This is a genomic window from Variovorax soli (assembly GCF_031454625.1).
GTDB lineage: Bacteria > Pseudomonadota > Gammaproteobacteria > Burkholderiales > Burkholderiaceae_C > Variovorax > Variovorax soli_A.
The window spans coordinates 190,218-211,620 of the sequence record NZ_JAVDRF010000006.1; the positions used below are offsets into that span (position 1 = coordinate 190,218).

Consider the following 21,403-nt stretch of genomic DNA (forward strand, 5'->3'; position numbering starts at 1 on the left):
CACCGGCATGCTCGACTGGAATCCTGCGCTCTACCGTCGCTACGAGGACGAGCGCACGCGCCCCGCACGGGAACTGCTGGCGCGGGTTCCGCTGTCCGCCGCGACCCGTGCGGTCGACTTGGGCTGCGGCCCCGGCAATTCCACCGAGCTGCTGGTGCAGCGATTCCCCGGTGCCGAGGTGATCGGCACCGACAATTCCGAAGCGATGCTGAAGAGCGCGCGCGAGCGCCTGCCCGCGGCGCGCTTCGAACTCAGCGACATCGCGAGCTGGCAGCCCGAGTCGCCGCCCGATCTCATCTACGCCAATGCCTCGTTGCAATGGGTGCCGGACCATGAGACGCTGGTCCCGCGCCTGTTCGCCGCCCTGGCGCCTGGTGGCGTGCTCGCCGTCCAGATGCCCGACAACCGCGAGGAGGCCACGCACCGGCTGATGCGCGAAGTCGCGTCGGAGGCGCCGTGGGCCGAGCGTATCGGCGATGCCGACGGACTGCGCGCCCTGCTGCTGCCGCTGGCCGGGTACTACGACCTGCTGGCCGCCGAAGCGGCACAGGTCGACGTCTGGCGCACTGCTTACCAGCACCCGATGGCCTCGGCGGCCGCGATCGTCGAATGGGTGCGCGGCACCGGCCTCAAGCCCTTCGTCGACCGGCTGCCGACCGATCTGCAGGCGAGCTACCTGGCCGAGTACGAGCGGCGCGTCGATGGCGCCTATCCCGCGCGAACGGACGGCAAGCGGCTGCTGGCCTTCCCGCGCATGTTCATCGTCGCGCAGCGAAAGCCATGAGCGAATCCGCCGCCCATCCACGGGAAGTGCTGCTCGGCGCGCAGGCCGGCGGCGTGGTGCTGCCGGTGTGCGATCACTACAGCGGCGTCGAGGCGCGCATGCGCAAGAGCCTCGCGCTGCAGGCCGAGATGGCCCAGGAGTTCGGCGCCTGCGTGTTCGACGTCACCCTCGATTGCGAAGACGGTGCCCCCGTGGGCGGCGAGGCCGAACACGCGGCGCTCGTCACCGAACTCGCGCTGGCTGCCGCGCCCGGCATGCGCGTCGGCGTGCGCGTGCATCCGGTCGACCATCCGGCCTTCGCCGGGGACGTGGTCACTATCGCGGGGCGGGCCGGCCATCGCCTGAGCCACCTGATGGTGCCCAAGGTCGAGTCGGCCGCGGATGTGCGCGAGGCGGTCCAGGCGCTCAATGCCGCCGGCGCGGAGGCCTTGCCGCTGCATGTGCTGATCGAATCGCCCTTCGCGGTGCATCAAGCCTTCGAGATCGCCTCCCACCCGCGCGTGCAGTCGCTGAGCTTCGGCCTGATGGACTTTGTCTCGGCCCATGGCGGCGCGATTCCCGCGGAGGGCATGGGCGCGGCGGGCCAGTTCACCCATCCGCTGGTGGTGCGTGCCAAGCTCGAGATCGCCTCGGCCGCGCACGCGCACGGCAAGGTGCCTTCGCATTGCGTGGTAACCGAATTCAACGATGTCGATGCCATGCGCGGCGCCGCGAAGAAGGCCGCCCGCGAGTTCGGCTACACGCGCATGTGGAGCATCCATCCGAATCAGATCCGCCCCATCCTCGAGGCCTTCGCGCCGGACGAGCGGCAGATTCAAATGGCTACAAAAATCATAGCGTCGGCGGCCGCTGCCGATTGGGCGCCGGTCAGTTTTGATGGCACATTGCACGACCGCGCAAGCTACCGTCATTTCTGGCACGTGCTTTCGCGGGCGCACGCCACCGGCCGTGCGCTGCCGCCGGAAGCGCAGGCATGGTTTGCGGCGGCGTCATCCTGAAAACCACACCTCCTCAAAGGAACAGACACCCATGAAGAAAATTGCCCTGATCGCCGCTGTCGCGCTCGCGTTGCCCCTGTCGGCCTTGGCCCAGGAGACGCCGGCCAAGCCGCCGCTCAAGGAGCGGGCCGCGAAGACGGCCAAGAAAGTCACGCAGAAGGTGGTGCCCAAGCGCGTCATCAAGAAGATCGAGGAAGGCAAGCCCATCAGCGAAGAGTCCGACGTCGTGCTGACGCCCGAGGACATGGAAGTCTCCAAGCGCGTGCTCACCGGCACCATCAAGTGCGAGCTCGGCGCCAGCGTGGCGATCGAGGCCAGCCAGAAGAAGCCCGGCTTCTTCGTCCTGACGCACGGCAGCACCAAGTACTTCATGCACCCGGTCAACAGCCGCACGGGCGCGATTCGCCTGGAGGATCCCAAGGCCGAAGCCATGTGGCTGCAGCTGGGCAACAAGTCCATGCTGATGAGCCAGAAGCAGGGCCTGCGCCTGGCCGATGAATGCCAGGCCAGCGAGCAGGCCACGGTGGCGGAAGACATGAAGAAGAACCCGCCCAAGAGCCTGTTCGACGGCGCGGACGCTCCCAAGAAGTAATCAAGGCGCCGGCGGCCCGCCTTTTGCTTCGGCCGCCACACCGGTTCCGATCTCGGAGAAGAGAAAAAATGTTGCAAGCCTACGTTGACCATGTCGCCGAGCGCGCCGCGCTCGGCATCCCGCCGCTGCCCCTGTCGGCCAAGCAGACCAGCGAAGTCATCGAACTGATGAAGACCGCGACCGCCAAGGACGGCGAGTTCCTGCTGAACCTGCTTACGCACCGCGTGCCGGCCGGCGTGGACGATGCGGCGAAGGTCAAGGCGAGCTACCTGGCTGCGGTGGCCCATGGCAGCGAGAAGAGCCTGCTCGTCTCGCGCGCCCACGCCACCGAGCTGCTGGGGACCATGCTGGGCGGCTACAACATCGGCCCGCTGATCGACCTGCTCGACGATGCCGAGGTGGGCGGTGTCGCCGCCGAGGGGCTGAAGAAGACCCTCCTGATGTTCGACCAGTTCCACGACGTCAAGGAAAAGGCCGACAAGGGCAATGCCAACGCCCAGGCCGTGCTGCAGAGCTGGGCCGATGCCGAGTGGTTCACCAGCCGCCCGGAAGTGCCGCAAAGCCTCACCATCACCGTGTTCAAGGTGAGCGGCGAGACCAACACCGACGACCTCTCGCCCGCGCCCGACGCCACCACGCGCCCCGACATCCCGATGCATGCGCTCGCGATGCTCAAGAACGCCCGCCCCGGCATCACGCCTGAAGAGGACGGCAAGCGCGGCCCGGTCAAGTTCATCGAGTCGCTGAAGGACAAGGGCCACCTGGTCGCCTATGTGGGCGATGTGGTCGGCACCGGTTCGTCGCGCAAGAGCGCCACCAACTCGGTGCTCTGGTTCACCGGCCAGGACATTCCGTTCATCCCCAACAAGCGCTTCGGCGGCGTCTGCCTGGGCGCCAAGATCGCGCCGATCTTCTACAACACGATGGAAGACGCCGGTGCCCTGCCCATCGAGCTCGACGTGAGCCAGATGGAGATGGGCGACGTGGTCGAGCTGCGCCCCTACGAGGGCAAGGCGCTGAAGGACGGCAAGGTCATCGCCGAGTTCAAGGTCAAGAGCGAGGTGCTGTTCGACGAGGTGCGCGCCGGCGGCCGCATTCCGCTGATCATCGGCCGAGGCCTCACGGCGAAGGCGCGTGAAGCGCTGGGGCTGCCCGTCTCGACGCTGTTCCGCCTGCCGGTCAGCCCGGTCGACACCAAGAAGGGCTACTCGCTGGCCCAGAAGATGGTCGGCCGCGCCTGCGGCCTGCCTGAAGGACAGGGCGTACGCCCCGGCACCTATTGCGAGCCCAAGATGACCTCGGTCGGCAGCCAGGACACCACCGGCCCGATGACGCGCGACGAACTCAAGGACCTGGCCTGCCTGGGCTTCAGTGCCGACCTGGTGATGCAGTCCTTCTGCCACACGGCGGCCTACCCCAAGAAGGTCGATGTGAAGACGCACCACGAGCTGCCGGAGTTCATCTCCACGCGCGGCGGCGTCTCGCTGCGCCCGGGCGATGGCGTGATCCACAGCTGGCTCAACCGCTTGCTGACGCCCGACACCGTGGGCACCGGCGGCGACAGCCACACCCGCTTCCCGATCGGCATCAGCTTCCCGGCCGGCTCCGGCCTGGTGGCCTTCGCGGCCGCGACCGGCGTGATGCCGCTGGACATGCCCGAGTCGGTGCTGGTGCGCTTCAAGGGCAAGATGCAGCCCGGCGTCACGTTGCGCGATCTGGTCAACGCGATCCCGCTGTACGCCATCAAGCAGGGTCTGCTGACCGTCGAGAAGAAGGGCAAGAAGAACATCTTCTCGGGCCGCATCCTCGAGATCGAAGGCCTGCCGGACCTCAAGGTGGAGCAGGCCTTCGAGCTGAGCGACGCTTCGGCCGAGCGTTCGGCAGCCGGCTGCACGGTGCACCTGAACAAGGAGCCGATCATCGAGTACATCAACAGCAACATCACGCTGATGCGCTGGATGATCGCCGAGGGCTATGCCGATGCTCGCACGCTGGGCCGTCGCATCGCCGCGCAGGAAGCCTGGTTGAAGGACCCGCAGCTGCTGAAGGGCGACGACGACGCCGAGTACGCCGCGGTGATCGAGATCGACCTGGCCGACATCCACGAACCCATCGTGGCCTGCCCCAACGATCCGGACGACGTGAAGACGCTGTCGGACGTGGCCGGCGCCCAGATCGACGAGGTCTTCATCGGCTCGTGCATGACCAACATCGGCCATTTCCGCGCAGCCTCCAAGCTGCTGGAAGGCAAGCGAGACATCCCCGTCAAGCTGTGGATCGCGCCGCCGACCAAGATGGACGCGCACCAGCTCACCGAGGAAGGCCACTACGGCGTTTTCGGCAATGCGGGTGCGCGCACCGAGATGCCGGGCTGCTCGCTGTGCATGGGCAACCAGGCCCAGGTGCGCGAAGGCGCGACCGTGATGTCGACCAGCACTCGGAACTTCCCGAATCGCCTCGGCAAGAACACCAACGTGTACCTGGGCAGCGCCGAGCTGGCCGCCATCTGCTCACGCCTGGGCCGCATTCCGACCAAGGAAGAGTACATGGCCAGCACCGGCGTGCTCGAGGCCGCCAGCGACCAGATCTACCAATACCTGAACTTCGACAAGATCGAGGATTACACGGGAGTGGCAGCCAAGGTCGCAGCCTGATCGCTGTTCGCGCCGGCGCAGCAGCAAGAGCCCGCAACTAGGCGGGCTTTTTTTCTGCTTCTTTTCCCTGGCTCATCGCGGCCAGGGCCGCAGCCGTCTGCGCATCCGCGGGGAAGAAGGATTCGACCGCCAGCTCCTGCAGCGTGACATCGACCGGCGTACCGAAGATGGTGGTCGTGCTGATGAAGCTCAGCACGCCCTGCGGCATCACGAACTGGAAGGGCACGGCCACGCCGGCCAGTTCGCTGTTGTTGGCCGGCGTGTCGTGGCTCACCTGCGGCGAGGGGTAGGCCGCGAGCTCGTCGTGCAGCGCGACCAGCGCTGCATCGCCGGTGGCCGCGATCTGCTGCTGCAGCCGTTCGAGGAGGTGCGCGCGCCACTGCGCCAGGTTGGCGATGCGCGGCGCGACGCCCTCCGGGTGCAGGCTGAGCCGCAGCACGTTGATCGGCGGCTGCAGCAGCGCCGGCGCTGCGCCGGCCATCAGCAGGGGCACCAGCGCGTTGTGCGCCACCAGGTTCCAGTGGCGGTCCACCGCCAGCGCAGGAAAGGGCTCGTGCCCCTCCAGCACCCGCTGCACCGCCTGCCGGGCGGGGGCCATCGCCGGATCGTCGAGCGAGCGCTGCCGGTACATCGGCGCGTAGCCGGCGGCGACCAGCAGCGTATTTCGCTCGCGCAGCGGCACCTCCAGGCGCTCGGCCAGGCGCAGCACCATCTCGCGGCTGGGCTCCGCGCGGCCGGTCTCGACGTAACTGAGGTGGCGGGTGGAGACCTGGGCCTCGTGCGCCAGGTCGAGCTGGCTCAGGCGGCGGTGCTGGCGCCAGTGGCGCAGGTGCGCGCCGAAGGAATCTGCGGCGGTGGGCGGCATAGAAGGCGTGCTCATGGCCAGCATCCTAGTGAAGCCGCGCCGGGCGGCCATGACCTCGCAGGTCATCGACCGGATGCGGGGCGGCGGCGTGGCTTTGAGGGCCTGCGGCGCAGGGATGCGCCGCGCCGTGCCGCCTGCCGTCATCGAACCCTGCTATCTTTGAGGTGCTTCCACGAATCCAAGGAGTTCCTCATGGCCCGAGAACCGGTGCACGCCTTTGCTTCCACGCTCAAGACCTTCAAGACAGCATCGGGCAAAGCCGGCAAATACTGGTCCCTCAAGGAACTCGCCAGGCAATACCCCAATATCGACAAACTGCCGGTCTCGATCCGCATCGTGCTCGAGTCGGTGCTGCGCAACTGCGACGGCAAGAAGGTCTCGGCCGAGCATGTCGAGCAGCTGGCCAACTGGCAGCCGGGCGCGGAGCGCACCGAAGAGATCCCCTTCGTGGTGACGCGTGTGGTGCTGCAGGATTTCACCGGCGTGCCGCTGCTCGCCGACCTCGCCGCGATGCGCAGCGTGGCCAAGTCGCTGGGCAAGGCGCCCAAGACCATCGAGCCCCTGGTGCCCGTGGACCTGGTGGTCGACCATTCGGTGATGGTCGACTATTACGGCACGCCGAAAGCGCTCGACCTGAACATGAAGCTGGAGTTCCAGCGCAACAACGAGCGCTACCAGTTCATGAAATGGGGCATGCAGGCCTTCGACACCTTCCGCGTGGTGCCGCCCGGCTTCGGCATCGTGCACCAGGTCAACCTCGAGTACTTCGCGCGTGGCGTCTACAAGAGCCCGCACGACCAGGGTGACCCCCCGGTCTACTACCCCGACTCGCTGGTGGGCACCGACAGCCACACGACCATGATCAACGGTATCGGCGTGGTGGGGTGGGGTGTCGGCGGCATCGAGGCCGAGGCCGCGATGCTGGGCCAGCCGGTCTACTTCCTGACGCCCGACGTGGTGGGCTTCGAGCTCGGCGGCAAGCTGCGCGAGGGTGTCACCGCCACCGACCTGGTGCTCTACGTCACGAACATCTTGCGCAGCGAGAAGGTGGTGGGCAAGTTCGTCGAGTTCTTCGGGCCGGGCGCCGCCTCCATTCCCGTGCCCGACCGCGCAACCATCGGCAACATGGCCCCCGAGTACGGCGCGACCATGGGCTTCTTCCCGGTGGACGAGATGACCGTCGCCTATTTCAGGGGCACCGGCCGCACCGACAAGGAAATCGAGCGTTTCGAGGCCTATTACAAGGCGCAGGGCCTGTTCGGCATGCCGGCGCCCGGCGAGCTGAACTACACCAAGGTCGTCAAGCTCGACCTGGGCACCGTGACGCCCAGCCTGGCCGGCCCCAAGCGCCCGCAGGACCGCATCGACCTCGGGCACCTGGCGACCAAGTTCTCCGAGCTCTACAGCAAGCCCATCGAGGCCAACGGCTTCAACCAGCCGGCCGACAAGCTGCGGGCGCGCTATTCGCTCGCGTACAACGGCGAATCGGCCGAGAAGCCGCCGGCCGACCCCAAGCCGGGTGCGCCGAGGCAGGTGGTCGAGATGGCCGACAACAAGCCGACGGCCGAAGCCGCGCACGTGGGCGAGACCGCCGCCCACACCAAGGCCGACGGCGTGACCATCGGGAACGGCGACGTGCTGATCGCCGCCATCACCTCGTGCACCAACACCTCCAACCCCAGCGTGCTGCTGGCCGCCGGCCTGCTGGCCAAGAAGGCGGTGGAGGCGGGGCTGCGCGTCAAGCCGCACATCAAGACCTCGCTCGCGCCGGGCTCGCGCATCGTGACCGAGTACCTCCAGAAGGCGCAGCTGCTGCCCTATCTCGAGAAGCTGGGCTTCTACCTGGCCGGCTACGGCTGCACCACCTGCATCGGCAATGCGGGCGATCTGGCGCCCGAGATCAACGAGGCGATCACCAGCAACAACCTGGTGGGTGCGGCCGTGCTGTCGGGCAACCGCAACTTCGAGGCCCGCATCCATCCCAACATCAAGGCCAACTTCCTGGCCTCGCCGCCGCTGGTGGTGGCCTATGCGATCGCGGGCAACGTGATGGTCGACCTCATGACCCAGCCTTTGGGCAAGGGCAAGAAGGGCAAGGACGTCTACCTGGGCGACATCTGGCCCAGCGCGAAGGAGATCGACGAGAACCTGCACTATGCGATGAACGCCAAGGCCTTCCGCAAGAACTACGAGCAGATCCAGGACAACCCGGGCAAGCTGTGGAGCAGCATCAAGGGCACGACCGGCCAGGTCTACGACTGGCCGAAGTCCACCTACATCGCCGAGCCGCCCTTCTTCGAGGGTTTCAAGATGCAGCCGCATGCCGCGGACGCCGGCTTCACCGGCGCGCGCATCATGGCCCTGTTCGGCGACTCGATCACCACCGACCACATCTCGCCGGCCGGGGCGATCAAGGAGAGCTCGCCCGCCGGCATCTGGCTCAAGGCCAACGGCGTTTCGAAGGCTGACTTCAACAGCTACGGCTCGCGCCGCGGCAATCATGACGTGATGATGCGCGGCACCTTCGCCAACGTGCGCATCAAGAACCTGATGATCCCGGCCGGCCCCGACGGTTCGCGCGAGGAGGGCGGCGTGACGCTGTTCCAGCCCGGCGGCGAGAAGATGTTCATCTACGACGCGGCGATGAAGTACATCGAGCAGGGGGTCCCCACCGTGATCTTCGGCGGCGAGGAATACGGCACCGGCTCGTCGCGCGACTGGGCGGCCAAGGGCACGCAGCTCCTGGGCATCAGGGCGGTGGTGGCGCGCAGCTTCGAGCGCATCCACCGCGCCAACCTGGTCGGCATGGGCGTGCTGCCGCTGCAGTTCCGCGGCGCCGATTCATGGGAAAGCCTGGGGCTGACCGGCGAGGAGAAGATCGACGTGGTGATCGGCGGCGAGCTCAAGCCGCAGATGGACGTGAAGATCGTCGTGCACCGCGCCGACGGCACGCACCAGGAGGTGACGGTGCGTTTGCGCATCGACACGCCGATCGAGGTCGACTACTACAAGCACGGGGGCATTCTCCCGTTCGTGCTGAGGCAACTGCTCGCAGCCTGAGATCAGGCTCGCTTTCGACAAGGACTCAGTCTTTGCCGAGCCGCTGCGCCAGCCGGTCCAGCACGGGCCGGATGCCTGCGCCCACGTGGATCTGCGGATTCGAAAAGCCGTCCTCCTTGCCGGCATCGATTTCGCGCTGCCGGATCACCGGCACTGCCTGCGCGAACGCTGCCTCGAAGGAGCGCGTCTTGCGCAGCGCCTCGTCGAACACCGCGCGGCCGAAGAAGGTGAGCGGTGAGCGATGGCCGCAGCCGTAGGAGGTGTGCTCGGCATCGGCCGCCGTCATGATCAGGCTTTGATCGGTGGCCAGCGGTTCGATCCAGCCGCCCGCATAGCAGGCCGAGATCGCGATCACCCGGTGCCGGATGCCGGCTGCATCCAGCGTCTCGCGCAGTTCCTGCGGTGTCAGCCGGGGCACGACGAGCGGCCAGTGGGCGGAAGCCAGCTTGAAGTCGTTGGCGCCGTGGGAGGTCAAGTAGATCACCAGCACGTCGTGCTCACGGTCCATGCGCGCGGCCATCGCTTGCACGGCGCGGCGCAGGTTGAGGGGCGTCGCCCAGGGCAGTTCCTCCGAGGTCGTCGCGTGGTTGATCAGGCGCAGTACATGGCCGCGGGCGTCGAAACGCTCCTCCAGCAGCGTCCCCACCATGGCGCTCTCGCGCAGGAACACATCCTCCGAGGCATAGGGCGCGAACACCAGGCCGTAGACCTGGGCCTCGCCGGCGCGCCGGGGCGCGATGCCGTCGACGGCGCGTTGCCAGACGGCCTGCTGCGCCTCGAAGATTTCCTGGGTCAGGTGCAGCCGGGGCCGCTCGGGTTCTGCGGCCGCGGAGCGGGTGTCTTCCTGCCAGACGTTCTGCTGTTCCTGCAGGCCCTGCCAGATGCCGAGCGCATTGATCGCCAGCACGCCCGGCACGAAGATCGCCAGCCGCGACGGACTCATGACGCAGCGCGCCATCAGGCGGATCGCCGCAACCAGGCCGATCCCGATCAGCGACCCATAGACCGCCCAGAAGCCCTGCACCGTGGTCAGCACGCTCGGCAGCCAACCTCGGAAATACGCCAGGGACATGCCGGCCATCAGCAGGCTCCAGGGCAGGGCAGCCCAGGTGCCGAGGGCGAACCAGCGACCGAGGGCGCCTCGCGTGGACGTGGTGCTCAGCGTCCACCAGCCGACCCACAGCGACAGTGTGATCGCCCAGAAGGACTGGAGCGCCGGCAGAGGGTGGAAGGTGGCCGGGCCCTCGATCTGTAGCCGCGCCGCGCCGATGGACAGCAGGCTCGGAAGCAGCACCAGGAGCAGCAGTTGCCATGGCGTGGGGGAGGCCTCGATGCGAGGCGGCAGGAGCACCGAGGCGCGCAGCCCCTCGACGATCCATTGCCGGAGCGGGGCGTGCGCAGCCGCCGGCGGCGCAGGCGCCTCATCGGCAGCGGCGGACGGAAGGCCGGATCGGGGGGCGAGTGGCGGGTCAGGCTGCGGGTCGGTCATGGCCTGATCATGCCTGCCCGACATGGATACTTGGCTTTCGACTCGCCCAAGACGCCCGTTTTCGAGAATAATTCTCATTTTGTCGATTTTGGATCTTCGGGTGACCTCCATGAACGGCGCGGCGACGGCCGCCATCAGCCTCGACCAGCTCCCCAGCCACCAGTGGGCCACCGTGCTCGACGTGTCCAGGCCTGAGGAAGCGGAAGCGCGCGACCTCGTCCTTCGCCTGACCGAGATCGGTTTCGTGCCCGGCGAAGTGGTGCGCATCGTCGCCAGCGGCGTGCCGAACCGCGAGCCGCTGGCCGTGCGCCTGGGGCACACCACCTTCGCACTGCGCCGGCACGAGGCCGCGCTGGTTCGCGTCCTGCCGGGAGCCGCGCACCATGGTTGAGGCGACCCTGAACTTCCAGCCCGGCGCCGCCGTTTCGTCAGCGCCGCCGGGCCGCATCGCGCTGCTGGGTAATCCCAACTGCGGCAAGACCGCGCTTTTCAACCTGCTCACCGGCAGCCGCCAGAAGGTCGCCAACTATGCCGGCGTGACGGTCGAGCGCAAGGAAGGCCTGCTGCGCACGGCGGCCGGCCGGCGCGTGGCCGTGCTCGACCTGCCCGGTGCATACAGCCTGAATGCGCTCTCGGCCGACGAGGCGGTCACGCGCGACGTCGTCACCGGCCGCAGCGAGGAGGCCTTGCCCGACCTGCTGGTGTGCGTGACCGACGCGACCAACCTGCGGCTCAACCTGCGGCTGGTGCTGGAAGCCAGGCGCCTGGGCCTGCCGATGGTGGTGGCGCTCAACATGATCGACATGGCGAAGAAGCAGGGCATCGTGATCGACGTGCCCTTGCTGGCGCGCGAGCTCGGCGTGCCGGTGATCGAGACGGTCGGCGTGAATGCGGGAGGCGCGCAGGGCCTGCTGGCGCAGCTCGATGCGCCGGTTGTGGTCGCCCAGCCGGCGCGGTGGCAGGCGCCCGGCCTCGACGACGTGCTGGCCACGCAGCGCGAGGTGCGCCGCATCCTGGCCGCAGCGGTGCGCGAGCCGGCGGGCAGCCTGGCCGCCAGCGACCGCATCGACCGCGTGGTGATGCATCCGCTGTGGGGCATGGTGGTGCTGGCGGTCACGCTGTTCCTGATGTTCCAGGCCGTGTTCAGCTGGGCCACGGTGCCCATGGATGCGATCAAGGAAGGCACGGCCGCTTTCGGCGAGCTGGTGAAGCACCTGGTGCCCGAGGGCATGCTGCAGAGCCTGCTGGTCGACGGCATCATCGCCGGCGCGGGCGGCGTGATCGTGTTCCTGCCGCAGATCCTGATCCTGTTCCTGTTCATCCTGGCGCTCGAAGACTCGGGCTACCTGCCCCGCGCCGCCTTCCTGCTCGACCGCGTGATGGGCACGGTGGGGCTGTCGGGCCGCTCCTTCATCCCGCTGCTGTCGAGCTTCGCCTGCGCGATTCCCGGCGTGATGGCGACGCGCACCATCAGCAACTGGCGCGACCGGCTGACGACCATCATGATCGCGCCGCTGATGACCTGCTCGGCGCGGCTGCCGGTCTATGCGCTGCTGATCGGGGCCTTCATCCCGGCGCGCACCGTGGGCGGCGTGTTCAACCTGCAGGGCGTGGTGCTGTTCGCGCTGTACGTCTTCGGCATCGTCTCCGCCATGGCCGTGGCCTGGGTCATGAAGCGGTTCCGCCATAGCCAGCAGCGCTCGCCGCTGATGATGGAGCTGCCGGCCTACCGCTGGCCCAATCCGCGCAACCTGGCGCTGGGCCTGTACGAACGCGCATGGATCTTCATCCAGCGGGTGGGCACCATCATCCTGACGCTGACGATCCTGCTGTGGTTCCTGTCCACCTTCCCCTCGCCGCCCGCGGGTGCGACCGGCCCGGCGATCCAGTACAGCCTGGCCGGCATGATCGGCCGCGTCCTGGAGCATCTCTTCGCCCCCATCGGCTTCAACTGGCAGATCTCAATCGCGCTGGTGCCCGGCATGGCGGCGCGCGAGGTCGCCGTGGGCGCGCTCGGCACGGTGTATGCGCTTTCGGCCACCGGCGACGACGTCGCGGGCCAGCTGCAGCCGCTGATCGCCGGCAGCTGGTCGCTCGCCACGGCGCTGTCGCTGCTGGTCTGGTACGTGTTCGCGCCGCAGTGCATCTCGACGCTGGCCGCTGTCAAGCGTGAAACGGGCTCCTGGCGCTACGTGTGGGTCATGGCCGGCTACCTGTTCGCCCTTGCCTACATGGCGTGCTGGATTACCTATCGTGTGGCCCTGGCACTCACAGGAGGATGAGATGACGCAACAGATCATCGTCGGGTTGATCGTCGCGCTGGCGGCGCTCTACGCCGCCTGGCGCTGGATGCCCGCAGGCTGGCGCCGCGCTGCGGCCGCCCGGCTCGCTTCGGGCTCGCAGCGCGCGGGCCTGGTCGATGCGCAGCGGGCGCAGCAACTGGCCGCGTCGCTGGCCAAGACCTCGGGCTGCGGTTCGTGCGACAGCTGCGGCAGTTGCGGCATCGCTGACGATTCCTCGGCGAGAGCCAGGCACAAGACTTCCGCACCTTGAGCGGCATGCGCGCCGCTCATGTCCTGATCGCAGGCGGCGGCATTGCGGGCCTGGCGAGCGCGCTCGCCCTGGGCCGCCGCCGCCATCGGGTCGACCTGTTCGAACAGGCCGTGGCCTTCGCCGAAGTGGGTGCGGGGATCCAGCTCGGTCCCAACGTCGCGCGCCGCTTACAGGCACTCGGCGTGTGGCAGCCGCTGATGCGCGTCGCCGCGAAGCCCGAGGTCCTCGTGGTGCGCAGTGCGGTGCACGGCGGCGAAATCGCGCGCCTGCCGCTCGGCAACGCAATGCTGCGCAGCTATGGCGCACCCTATCTTTGCGTGCATCGCGCCGACCTGCATGCGCTGCTGCTGGCGGCCGTGCGCGGCAGCGGCGCGGTCACCCTCAACACGGGGACGCGGATCACCGAGGCCGTGGCGCGGGCGGGCGCGGTCTGCGTCTCGAGCACCGGCACTCGGGCATGGGAGGGCGATGCGCTGATCGGCGCCGACGGCCTCTGGAGCGCGTTGCGCACACGGGTGGTGGAGGACGCTGCCCCGCCGCGCACCACCGGCCACACGGCCTGGCGCGCCCTGGTCGACCAGTCGGCGTTGCCGGCGGCGCTGCGCAGCACGCAGATCTGCGTCTGGCTCGGTCCGCGCCTGCATGCGGTGGCCTACCCGGTGCGTCGCGGCGAGGCGCTCAACGTGGTGGTGTTGGCCGAGGCCGCTCCGGCAGGCGATGCGCGCGATTGGGACCAGGCCAGCAGCCTGGCCGCGCTGCAGGCCGCCACCGGCCGCACCGGCGCCGGCCTGCAGGCCCTGCTGGAGGCGATGCCCGCCTGGCGCGCCTGGACGCTCTGCGACCGGCCACCGCTCAGCGGTCCCGAGCAGATGGCCGGTGAGCGCGTGGCCCTGGCCGGTGACGCCGCGCATCCGATGCTGCCCTACCTGGCCCAGGGCGCGGGCATGGCGATCGAGGACGGCGTGGCGCTGGCCGAGGCGCTCGACGGCTGCACCGCGGAGGACGTGCCGCCGCGTCTCGCGCGCTATGCGGAGGCGCGCTGGGAACGCAATGCGCAGGTGCAGGCGCGCGCGCGCCGCAACGGCGAGATCTTTCATGCGACCGGCCTGATGCGACTGGGCCGCGACACGGCCCTGCGGCTGTTGGGGGCACGGCTGCTCGACGTGCCGTGGCTCTACGGCGGCTGAGTGATCAGAGCTCGAAGCTCTGGAGGTGGTCGACGCGCTCGGCCAGCCCCTCGGCGCCGAGGTAATGGCTGATCTTGCCGGTGCGCACCTCGGCCAGCGATCGCTCGAGTTCGGCGAGCATGCCGTTGCGCGCGGCCTCGAAGGCTTCCGGCAGGTCGTCGTGTTGTTGGCGGTACGCGTCGGCGATCACCCGCGCCGCCGCCGGCGCGCCGCAGGCCACGCACTCCGCGATGGCGGTCGCGCTGGGCTGGGCGCCCCGCGCGAGCAGCAGCGTCGCCAGCTCGGGCGAGACCGCGCTGTCGATGGCGTCCAGGGCATCGGGCGACACGGGCGCGCCCGCGCGTGCCAGCGCTTCCGCCGCGTGGTGCGCCCCGTGCGCGAGCGCCAGGTCGGTGGCCGTCGCGCTCCCGTGAAGGGGTCCGTCGAACGCGACGCCGGTAGCGGCCAGCTTGGCGATCAGCGCCGGATCGTCGGCCGCGATCGCATGACGCAGCGCGATGCGCGAAAGGCGTCCATCCCTCTCCAGCGTGCCCGCGGACAGCGGCGTGCGCCAGTCGACCATGGCGCGGCGGTAGAAGGCCACCAGCTTGTCCATCAACTCGAGCGCTAGGCCGTGCGACTGGTGCCGCTCGTCGAGGTACGCGAGCAGCGCCTGGCCGGTGAAGTAATCGCCGGCAGGCTCCAGGGGGTCTTCCTCCAGGTGCAGCGCGGCGAAGGCTGCGGGCAGGTCGTGCGCGATGGTGGTCATGCCGTCCTCGTGCATGGCGTGCGCCCAGGCCTCGGGCAGGCCCTGCTTCCAGGCGAGGATGTGGCCATAATCCGCGCCCTTTTCGACCACGGCGTAGATGCGGTCGCTGTCCTCGAAGCCGCCGAAGGGCAAGGCGGTGAGCCGGCCATCCCAAGGCTGGCCGCTGGCGGCGGCGGCTTCCTGCGCGCCTTGCTGTTCATGCGCGATCCAGGTCTGAAGGCTGTTGCCCGTGCCGCTGCCGTCCCAGAAGAGGTCGGTCCAGCTGACCGCTTCCTCGTAGCCGTTCATGCGCAGGTGCAGGTCGTAGTCGATGCGGCCGCCCGCGGTGCGCTGCCAGAGCGCGACCAGCTCGGGCGGGATCGGTCCGGCGCAAAGCGCTTGCACGGCTGCGATCTGCTCCACCGTCATCGGCGGCTGGGCGTCGAAGATCACGCGCTCGGCGAACAGCACGATACCGTGCTCGCGCAGAAGGCTCAGCTCGTCGTCGGCAAAGTGATCACTCATCGTCGTTTCCTTGGTCGTTGTCGGGCCTACAGGTCGGTGCGCAGCTTCCAGATCTCAGGGAAAAGCACCACATCGAGCATCTTGCGCAGGTAGCTTACGCCGCCCGTGCCGCCCGTGCCACGCTTGAAGCCGATCACGCGCTCCACGGTGGTCACATGGCGGAAGCGCCAGAGGCGGAAGGCGTCTTCCAGGTCGGTCAGCTCCTCGCCCAGCTGATAGAGCTCCCAATGCTGCTTCGGGTCGCGGTAGATCACCAGCCAGGCCTGCTCGACGCCGTCGCTGATCTCGTAAGGCCGGGTCCAGTCGCGCTCGACATGGTCGGCCGGAATGGCGAAGCCCCGCCGCGCCAGCAGGCGCAGCGCCTCGTCGTAGAGCGAGGGCGCGCGCCAGGCCGCGTCGACTTCCGCCAGCAGTTCAGGCCGGTGCGCGTGCGGCTTGAGCATGGCAGCGTTCTTGTTGCCGAGCGCGAACTCGATGCAGCGGTATTGCCAGCTCTGGAATCCGCTGGAGCTGCCGAGATAGGGCCGCATCGCGCTGTATTCGGGTGGCGTCATGGTGGCCAGCACGTCCCAGGCGTGCACCAGCTGCTCCATGATGCGCGAGACGCGCGCCAGCATCTTGAAGGCGCTGGCGAGATCGTCCTCGGCGACGCAGCGGATCGCCGCGCGCAGCTCGTGCAGCATCAGCTTCATCCACAGTTCGCTGGTCTGGTGCTGCACGATGAAGAGCATCTCGTCGTGCGCGGGCGAGCGCGGATGCTGGGCGTTGAGGATGGCGTCCAGGCTGAGGTAGTCGCTGTAGCTCATCGAGGCGCTGAAGTCGAGTTGCGCCTTTTCTTCGTGAACGATCTTTTCGGTGCTCATGAGGGGGCTTTCTTCAGGTCACGGCCAGCTTCTGGGTGAACTCGGGCTGCTTCCATTCCTCGTGCTCCAGCACCTGCACCAGGTGCTCGACGGCGTTCCAGACATCCTCGAAGCCGAGGTACAAGGGCGTGAAGCCGAAGCGCAGGATGTCGGGCATCCGGGTGTCGCCGGCGCGGAAATCGCCGATCACGCCGCGGGCGATCAGCGCCTGCACGATGGCGTAGGCGCCCGCCCCGCCGTCGGCGAGCGCGAGGCAGACCTGGGAGCCGCGCCTGGCGTGCTCGCGCGGCGTGATCAGCGTGAAGCGGCCCGGGCAGCGTTGTTCGACCAGGGCGATGAAGGCATCGGTCAGCGCCAGCGACTTGGCGCGCAGGGCTGCCATGCTGCCGCCCTTGCCGTCGAAAGGCTCCGCAGCAAGCACCGTGTCGATCCCGCATTCCAGCGCGGACAGCGCGATGATGGGCTGGGTGCCGCAGAGGTAGCGTGCCACGCCCGGCGCCGGGCGGTAGTGCGGGCTGAATTCGAAGGGCGCCGCGTGGCCGAACCAGCCCGACAGCGGCTGCTCGAAGCGGCTGGCGTGGCGCGCATGCACCCACACGAAGGCCGGCGCGCCCGGGCCGCCATTGAGGTACTTGTAGCCGCAGCCGATCGCGAAATCGGCTCCACTGTCGTTGAGCGCGACCGGCACCGCGCCCGCGCTGTGCGCCAGGTCCCACACCGTCAGCACGCCCGCGGCATGGGCGGCGGCGGTGAGGGTCTTCATGTCGTGCATGGCGCCGGTGCGGTAGTTCACGTGGGTCAGCATCAGCACGGCCACCTGCTCGTCCAGCACGGCGGGCAGCTCGCTTTCATCGATCAGCTTCAGCGTGAAGCCGCGCTCGCGGCACAGCGACTCGGCGATGTAGAGGTCGGTCGGGAAGTTGCTGCGCTCGCTGATCACCACGCGCCGCCCGGTCGGGATCATCTGCGAGAGCGCGGCGAACAGGACCTTGTAGAGATTGACGGAGGTGCCGTCGGTGCACACCACTTCGCCTGGGGCGGCGCCGATGAGGCGAGCCAGCTTGTCGCCGAGGCGCTGCGGCAAGTCGATCCAGCGCGCGCTGTTCCAGGAGCGGATCAGGCCTTCGCCCCATTCCTGCGTCACCACTTCGGCGATGCGCGCCGGCGCAGCGCCGGGCAGCACGCCGAGCGAGTTGCCGTCCAGGTAGATCACGCCCTCGGGCAGGATGAATTGGCCGCGCAGGGTGGCGAGGGGGTCTTCGGCGTCGAGGCGCCGGCAGTCGTCGAAGGTCATGGTCATGGGTGTCATGGGCTCGTGAGCTCGCGCAGGACCGCGCGAACCGGGGAGGCATCGGCCGTCACCAGCTTGAGCGGCAGCGCGATGAGTTCGTAGTCGCCCTCGGGCACCTCGTCGAGCACGAGGTTCTCGAGCACGCGCAGATCCAGGCGGCGGATCACCTGGTGGCTGTCCAGCGTCTTGCTGTCGGCCGGGTCGATGCTGGCGGTGTCGATGCCGATCAGCTTCGCGCCGAGCGCAGCCAGCCGTTCGATGGTGGCGGGCGCGTAGGCGGCGAGCGCGCCGTCCCAGCGGTCCACGGGCGCGCGCTGGTAGGTGCGCACCAGCACGCGCGGCGGCAGCCGTTCGACGGCATGTGCGATGTGCGCCCACTCGACCAGCGGCCCGCGCGCGATGGCGTGGATCACGCGGCAAGGGCCGAGATAGGGAGAGAGATCCAACGCACCGATGGTCGCGCCCTCGGCGTCGTAGTGCAGCGGCGCGTCGGCATGCGCGCCGACGTGCGGCGAGAGCGTGATTTCGCTGACGTTGACCGGGCAGCCCGGCGCGATGGTCGCGGCCCAGCGCTGGCGGTAGGGCGTGTCGCCGGGAAAGACCGGCGCGCCTTCATGCACCGGCGGCGAGATATCCCAGATGCGTGGGTTCATGGCGCGAAGTTAGCGCCGTGAACAGGGTCGTGGTGTCGGTTATTTCCAACAAAACGCAAACATCGGCGGGCCGCCGCTCGGCCGATCAGCCGCCCTGGCGGCCGAGCAGCAGGAACTCCATCAGCGCCTTCTGCGCATGCATGCGGTTCTCGGCCTCGTCCCAGACCACCGACTGCGGGCCGTCGATCACCTCGGCCTGCACTTCCTCGCCGCGGTGCGCGGGCAGGCAGTGCATGAAGAGGGCATCCGGCTGGGCCGCGCGCATCAACTCCTCGTCCACGCACCATTCGGCGAAGGCAGCGCGGCGAGCCTCGTTCTCGGCCTCGTAGCCCATGCTGGTCCAGACGTCGGTGGTCACCAGGTCGGCGCCGCGGCAGGCTTCCATCGGGTCCTTGAAGACCTGGTAGCTGTCGGCCGAGCGGATGCCGGCGATCGACTGGTCGACCTCGTACCCGCTGGGCGTGCTCACATGCACCTTGAAGCCCAGGATCTCGCTGGCCTGCAGCCAGGTGTTGGCCATGTTGTTGCCGTCGCCGACCCAGGCCACCGTCTTGCCCTTGATCGAGCCGCGGTGCTCGATGAAGGTGAAGATGTCGGCCAGGATCTGGCAGGGGTGGAACTCGTTGGTCAGGCCGTTGATCACCGGCACGCGCGAGTGCGCGGCGAAGGCCTCGATCTTGGTCTGCTCGAAGGTGCGGATCATCACCAGGTCGACCATGCGGCTGATCACCTTGGCGCTGTCCTCGATGGGCTCGGCGCGGCCGAGCTGGCTGTCGCCTGTGGTCAGGTGCACCACGCTGCCGCCGAGCTGGTACATGCCGGCCTCGAAGCTCACGCGGGTGCGCGTCGAGGCCTTCTCGAAGATCATGGCCAGGGTGCGGTCGGTCAGCGGCTGGTGCTTCTCGTAGGCCTTGAACTTCTTCTTGATGAGCGCGGCCCGCTCGAAGACATAGGCGTATTCGTCGGCGGTGAAATCCGAGAACTGGAGGTAGTGGCGCAAGGCCGGCGCCGTCGTCATGGCGTGGGTTCCTGGAGGAAGGTCTTCACGATCGGCGCGAGGATGGAGACGATCTCGTCTGCCTCGGCCACGCTGAGGATGAGCGGCGGCACCAGGCGGATCACGCTGTCGGCGGTCACGCTCAGCAGCAGGCCGGCCTCGCAGGCGCGGTTGAGGATCACGCCGCAGGGGCGGTCGAGCTCGATGCCCAGCATCAGCCCCTGGCCGCGGATCTCCTTCACGCCGGCCAGGCCGCCCAGCTCGCGTTCCAGCGCGCCCTTGAGATGCGCGCCGACATTGGCCGCGTTGTCGAGCAGCTTGTGCTCTTCCATGATGCGGATGGTCTCGTTGCCTGCGCGCATGGCGAGCGGATTGCCGCCGAAGGTGGTGCCGTGGTTGCCCGGGCCGAAGATGTTGGCCGCGCGCGGGCCGGCCACGACAGCGCCGACCGGCACGCCCGAGCCCAGGCCCTTGGCCAGCGGCATCACGTCCGGCTTGATGCCCGCCCACTGGTGCGCGAACCACTTGCCGGTGCGACCCATCCCGCACTGCACCTCGTCGATCATCATCAGCCAGTCGCGCTCGTCGCACAGCTGGCGCACCTGGCGCAGGTACTCCCAGCGCATGGGATGGATGCCGCCTTCGCCCTGGATGGTCTCGAAGAACACGGCCACCACGTTCGGATTGCCCTCGGTCGCTTTCTTCAGCGCTGCGATGTCGTTGAGCGGCACGCGGATGAAGCCTTCGACCAGCGGTTCGAAGCCCTTCTGCACCTTCGGGTTGCCGGTGGCCGACAGGGTGGCGATGCTGCGCCCGTGGAAGGCCGCCTCGTAGACCACGATCTCGGGGCGCTCGATGCCCTTGTCATGCCCGAACTTGCGCGCCAGCTTGAGCGCGGCTTCGTTGGCTTCCAGGCCGGTGGAGCAGAAGAAGACGTTGGTCAGGCCCGAGAGCTCGGTGAGCTTGGCCGCCAGCTGTTCCTGGCCCGGCACGTGGTAGTAATTGGAGCTGTGAATCAGCTTGGCGATCTGCTCCTGCAGCGCGGGCACCAGCTCGGGGTGGTTGTGGCCCAGGGTGTTAACCGCGATGCCGCCCAGTCCGTCGAGATAGGCTCGGCCCTCGGTGTCCCAGACTCGGCAGCCCTGGCCATGCGACAGCGCGATCGGCAGGCGGCCATAGGTGTTCATGACGTGGGGCGAGGAGGGGGCGGCAGTGGCGCTCATACGATCTCCGAAAAGGGGAAAAGGGATTCTAGGGGGCCGTCTCGAGGGCGGCGTTGAGGATTGCGCATCACAGCGATGTGCGCTTGGCTGTCGCTCGCGGGACCCTCCCGGATAGAATCCATTGTTGCAGCGCAGCACCTGTCTGCGCCCTTCGCGCAATCCATGGTTTCCCCCACCCCCAAAGAAATCTTCATCCAGGGCATCACCCACGACGGCCGGACCTTTCGCCCGAGCGACTGGGCCGAGCGGTTGGCGGGCGTGATGTGCTCGTTCCGACCGGGCGGCCCGCAGCCGGACAGCCATCTGAGCTATTCGCCCTGGTGCGTGCCGACGGTGATCAACGGCATCAAGTGCGTGGTGGTGAGGGCCGAGCTGCGCGATGCCGAGGTGATGGCCTGGGACTTCGTGATGAACTTCGCACGCGACAACAACCTGCAGGTGGCCGAGGCCTGCCTGGTGCCCGATGCCGTGCCGCCGGCAGGCACCCGGAGCTAAAAGCCTGCGCCCATGAAAAAACCGCCCGAAGGCGGTTTTTCACTTTGCTGCAGCGCACCCAGATCAAACGGCGGACTGGCGAGACGCCGGTCCGGGCTTGCCTGAAAACGTCAGGCGGCGGCCTTTTCGGCGAGGGCCAGGGTCTTGACCTTGGCCGCCAGGCGGCTCTTGTCGCGAGCAGCCTTGTTCTTGTGGAAGATGCCCTTGTCGGCGACGGTGTCGACGATGCTCTGGGCCTTCGCGAAGAGTTCTGCCGCCTTGGTCTTGTCGCCGGCCACGACGGCCTTCTCGACATTCTTCACGGCGGTGCGGTACTTGGAGCGCAGCGAGGTGTTCGCGGCGTTGAGCTTCGTGTCCTGGCGGACGCGCTTGCGGCCCGACGCGAGGCGCGGGTTCTTCTTCTTGGGCTTGGTGGATGCCATGGCTGGTGTTCCTTACAGTGTCTGC

At 68.3% G+C, this 21,403-nt stretch carries 20 protein-coding genes; 11 read left to right on the top strand and 9 right to left on the bottom strand.

Annotation, left to right across the window (positions count from 1 at the left end; translation table 11 throughout):
• The first annotated feature begins 7 nt into the window (after positions 1-7).
• The 4 genes from tam to acnB all read left to right on the top strand — a co-directional run bounded on the left by tam (position 8) and on the right by acnB (position 5,028).
• On the top strand, positions 8-784 hold the full coding sequence (gene tam / locus J2739_RS16120; RefSeq protein ID WP_309903394.1) for a trans-aconitate 2-methyltransferase: 777 nt from the start codon (positions 8-10) through the stop codon (positions 782-784).
• Complete coding sequence (locus J2739_RS16125) at positions 781-1,782, top strand: HpcH/HpaI aldolase/citrate lyase family protein (RefSeq protein WP_309903396.1); 1,002 nt, start codon at positions 781-783, stop codon at positions 1,780-1,782. The genes tam and J2739_RS16125 overlap by 4 nt, the downstream gene beginning before the upstream one ends.
• Before the next feature lie 31 nt (positions 1,783-1,813).
• The gene (locus J2739_RS16130) at positions 1,814-2,374 is read left to right on the top strand and encodes a hypothetical protein (protein ID WP_309903398.1); all 561 of its coding nucleotides are present in this window, start codon (positions 1,814-1,816) and stop codon (positions 2,372-2,374) included.
• Between the two features lie 68 nt (positions 2,375-2,442).
• On the top strand, positions 2,443-5,028 hold the full coding sequence (acnB, locus tag J2739_RS16135) for a bifunctional aconitate hydratase 2/2-methylisocitrate dehydratase (RefSeq protein WP_309903400.1): 2,586 nt from the start codon (positions 2,443-2,445) through the stop codon (positions 5,026-5,028).
• A 37-nt stretch (positions 5,029-5,065) separates the two neighbouring features.
• On the opposite strand, the gene J2739_RS16140 is transcribed toward acnB, so the two are convergent.
• Entirely contained in the window at positions 5,066-5,917 is an 852-nt protein-coding gene (locus J2739_RS16140) for a helix-turn-helix domain-containing protein (protein ID WP_405053899.1), read from the bottom strand.
• Here J2739_RS16140 and J2739_RS16145 point away from each other — a divergent pair.
• Together J2739_RS16145 and J2739_RS16150 are read left to right on the top strand one after the other, a co-directional pair.
• Positions 5,907-6,056, top strand: a complete 150-nt coding sequence (locus tag J2739_RS16145; RefSeq protein ID WP_309903404.1) for a hypothetical protein — start codon at positions 5,907-5,909, stop codon at positions 6,054-6,056. The genes J2739_RS16140 and J2739_RS16145 overlap by 11 nt on opposite strands.
• 29 nt (positions 6,057-6,085) lie before the next feature.
• Positions 6,086-8,953 carry an aconitate hydratase gene (locus tag J2739_RS16150; protein ID WP_309903406.1) on the top strand — a complete coding sequence of 956 codons (2,868 nt, stop codon included), beginning with the start codon at positions 6,086-6,088 and terminating at the stop codon, positions 8,951-8,953.
• Positions 8,954-8,978: 25 nt separating this feature from the next.
• Here J2739_RS16150 and J2739_RS16155 read toward each other — a convergent pair whose 3' ends face one another.
• The gene (locus tag J2739_RS16155) at positions 8,979-10,442 is read right to left on the bottom strand and encodes a C13 family peptidase (protein WP_309903408.1); all 1,464 of its coding nucleotides are present in this window, start codon (positions 10,440-10,442) and stop codon (positions 8,979-8,981) included.
• A gap of 109 nt (positions 10,443-10,551) precedes the next feature.
• Between J2739_RS16155 and J2739_RS16160 the strand changes: the two genes are divergently transcribed.
• From J2739_RS16160 to J2739_RS16175, 4 genes are read left to right on the top strand one after another with little or no spacing between them, the layout of a single operon-like run.
• Entirely contained in the window at positions 10,552-10,833 is a 282-nt protein-coding gene (locus J2739_RS16160) for a FeoA family protein (protein WP_106555306.1), read from the top strand.
• A complete protein-coding gene (gene feoB / locus J2739_RS16165) occupies positions 10,826-12,724 on the top strand; it encodes a ferrous iron transporter B (protein WP_309903410.1) in 1,899 nt (632 codons plus the stop codon). The genes J2739_RS16160 and feoB overlap by 8 nt, the downstream gene beginning before the upstream one ends.
• Before the next feature lies 1 nt (position 12,725).
• Positions 12,726-12,995: a DUF6587 family protein gene (locus J2739_RS16170; RefSeq protein ID WP_309903412.1), complete on the top strand. Its 270-nt coding sequence runs from the start codon at positions 12,726-12,728 to the stop codon at positions 12,993-12,995.
• A gap of 5 nt (positions 12,996-13,000) precedes the next feature.
• Entirely contained in the window at positions 13,001-14,182 is a 1,182-nt protein-coding gene (locus tag J2739_RS16175; RefSeq protein ID WP_309903622.1) for an FAD-dependent monooxygenase, read from the top strand.
• 4 nt (positions 14,183-14,186) lie between these two features.
• Here J2739_RS16175 and J2739_RS16180 read toward each other — a convergent pair whose 3' ends face one another.
• From J2739_RS16180 to J2739_RS16205, 6 genes are all read right to left on the bottom strand, one after another.
• A complete protein-coding gene (locus tag J2739_RS16180) occupies positions 14,187-15,434 on the bottom strand; it encodes an SMI1/KNR4 family protein (protein WP_309903413.1) in 1,248 nt (415 codons plus the stop codon).
• Positions 15,435-15,460: 26 nt separating this feature from the next.
• Positions 15,461-16,297: a tryptophan 2,3-dioxygenase gene (gene kynA, locus J2739_RS16185; protein ID WP_309903415.1), complete on the bottom strand. Its 837-nt coding sequence runs from the start codon at positions 16,295-16,297 to the stop codon at positions 15,461-15,463.
• Positions 16,298-16,310: 13 nt separating this feature from the next.
• Positions 16,311-17,597 carry a kynureninase gene (kynU, locus tag J2739_RS16190; protein ID WP_309903623.1) on the bottom strand — a complete coding sequence of 429 codons (1,287 nt, stop codon included), beginning with the start codon at positions 17,595-17,597 and terminating at the stop codon, positions 16,311-16,313.
• 5 nt (positions 17,598-17,602) lie between these two features.
• Positions 17,603-18,241 carry an arylformamidase gene (gene kynB / locus J2739_RS16195; protein ID WP_309903417.1) on the bottom strand — a complete coding sequence of 213 codons (639 nt, stop codon included), beginning with the start codon at positions 18,239-18,241 and terminating at the stop codon, positions 17,603-17,605.
• Positions 18,242-18,326: 85 nt separating this feature from the next.
• Complete coding sequence (gene argF, locus J2739_RS16200; RefSeq protein ID WP_309903419.1) at positions 18,327-19,259, bottom strand: ornithine carbamoyltransferase; 933 nt, start codon at positions 19,257-19,259, stop codon at positions 18,327-18,329.
• Positions 19,256-20,461 (bottom strand): aspartate aminotransferase family protein, encoded by a 1,206-nt coding sequence (locus J2739_RS16205; RefSeq protein ID WP_309903422.1) that lies wholly within the window; start codon positions 20,459-20,461, stop codon positions 19,256-19,258. Before J2739_RS16205 ends, argF begins: the two co-directional genes overlap by 4 nt.
• A gap of 162 nt (positions 20,462-20,623) precedes the next feature.
• Between J2739_RS16205 and J2739_RS16210 the strand changes: the two genes are divergently transcribed.
• Positions 20,624-20,956: a DUF3579 domain-containing protein gene (locus J2739_RS16210; RefSeq protein ID WP_309903424.1), complete on the top strand. Its 333-nt coding sequence runs from the start codon at positions 20,624-20,626 to the stop codon at positions 20,954-20,956.
• A 110-nt stretch (positions 20,957-21,066) separates the two neighbouring features.
• Here the strand turns inward: J2739_RS16210 and rpsT are convergent, their stop codons facing one another.
• Positions 21,067-21,378, bottom strand: coding sequence for a 30S ribosomal protein S20 (gene rpsT, locus J2739_RS16215; RefSeq protein ID WP_309903426.1), 312 nt, complete (start codon positions 21,376-21,378; stop codon positions 21,067-21,069).
• Positions 21,379-21,403 lie beyond the last annotated feature (25 nt).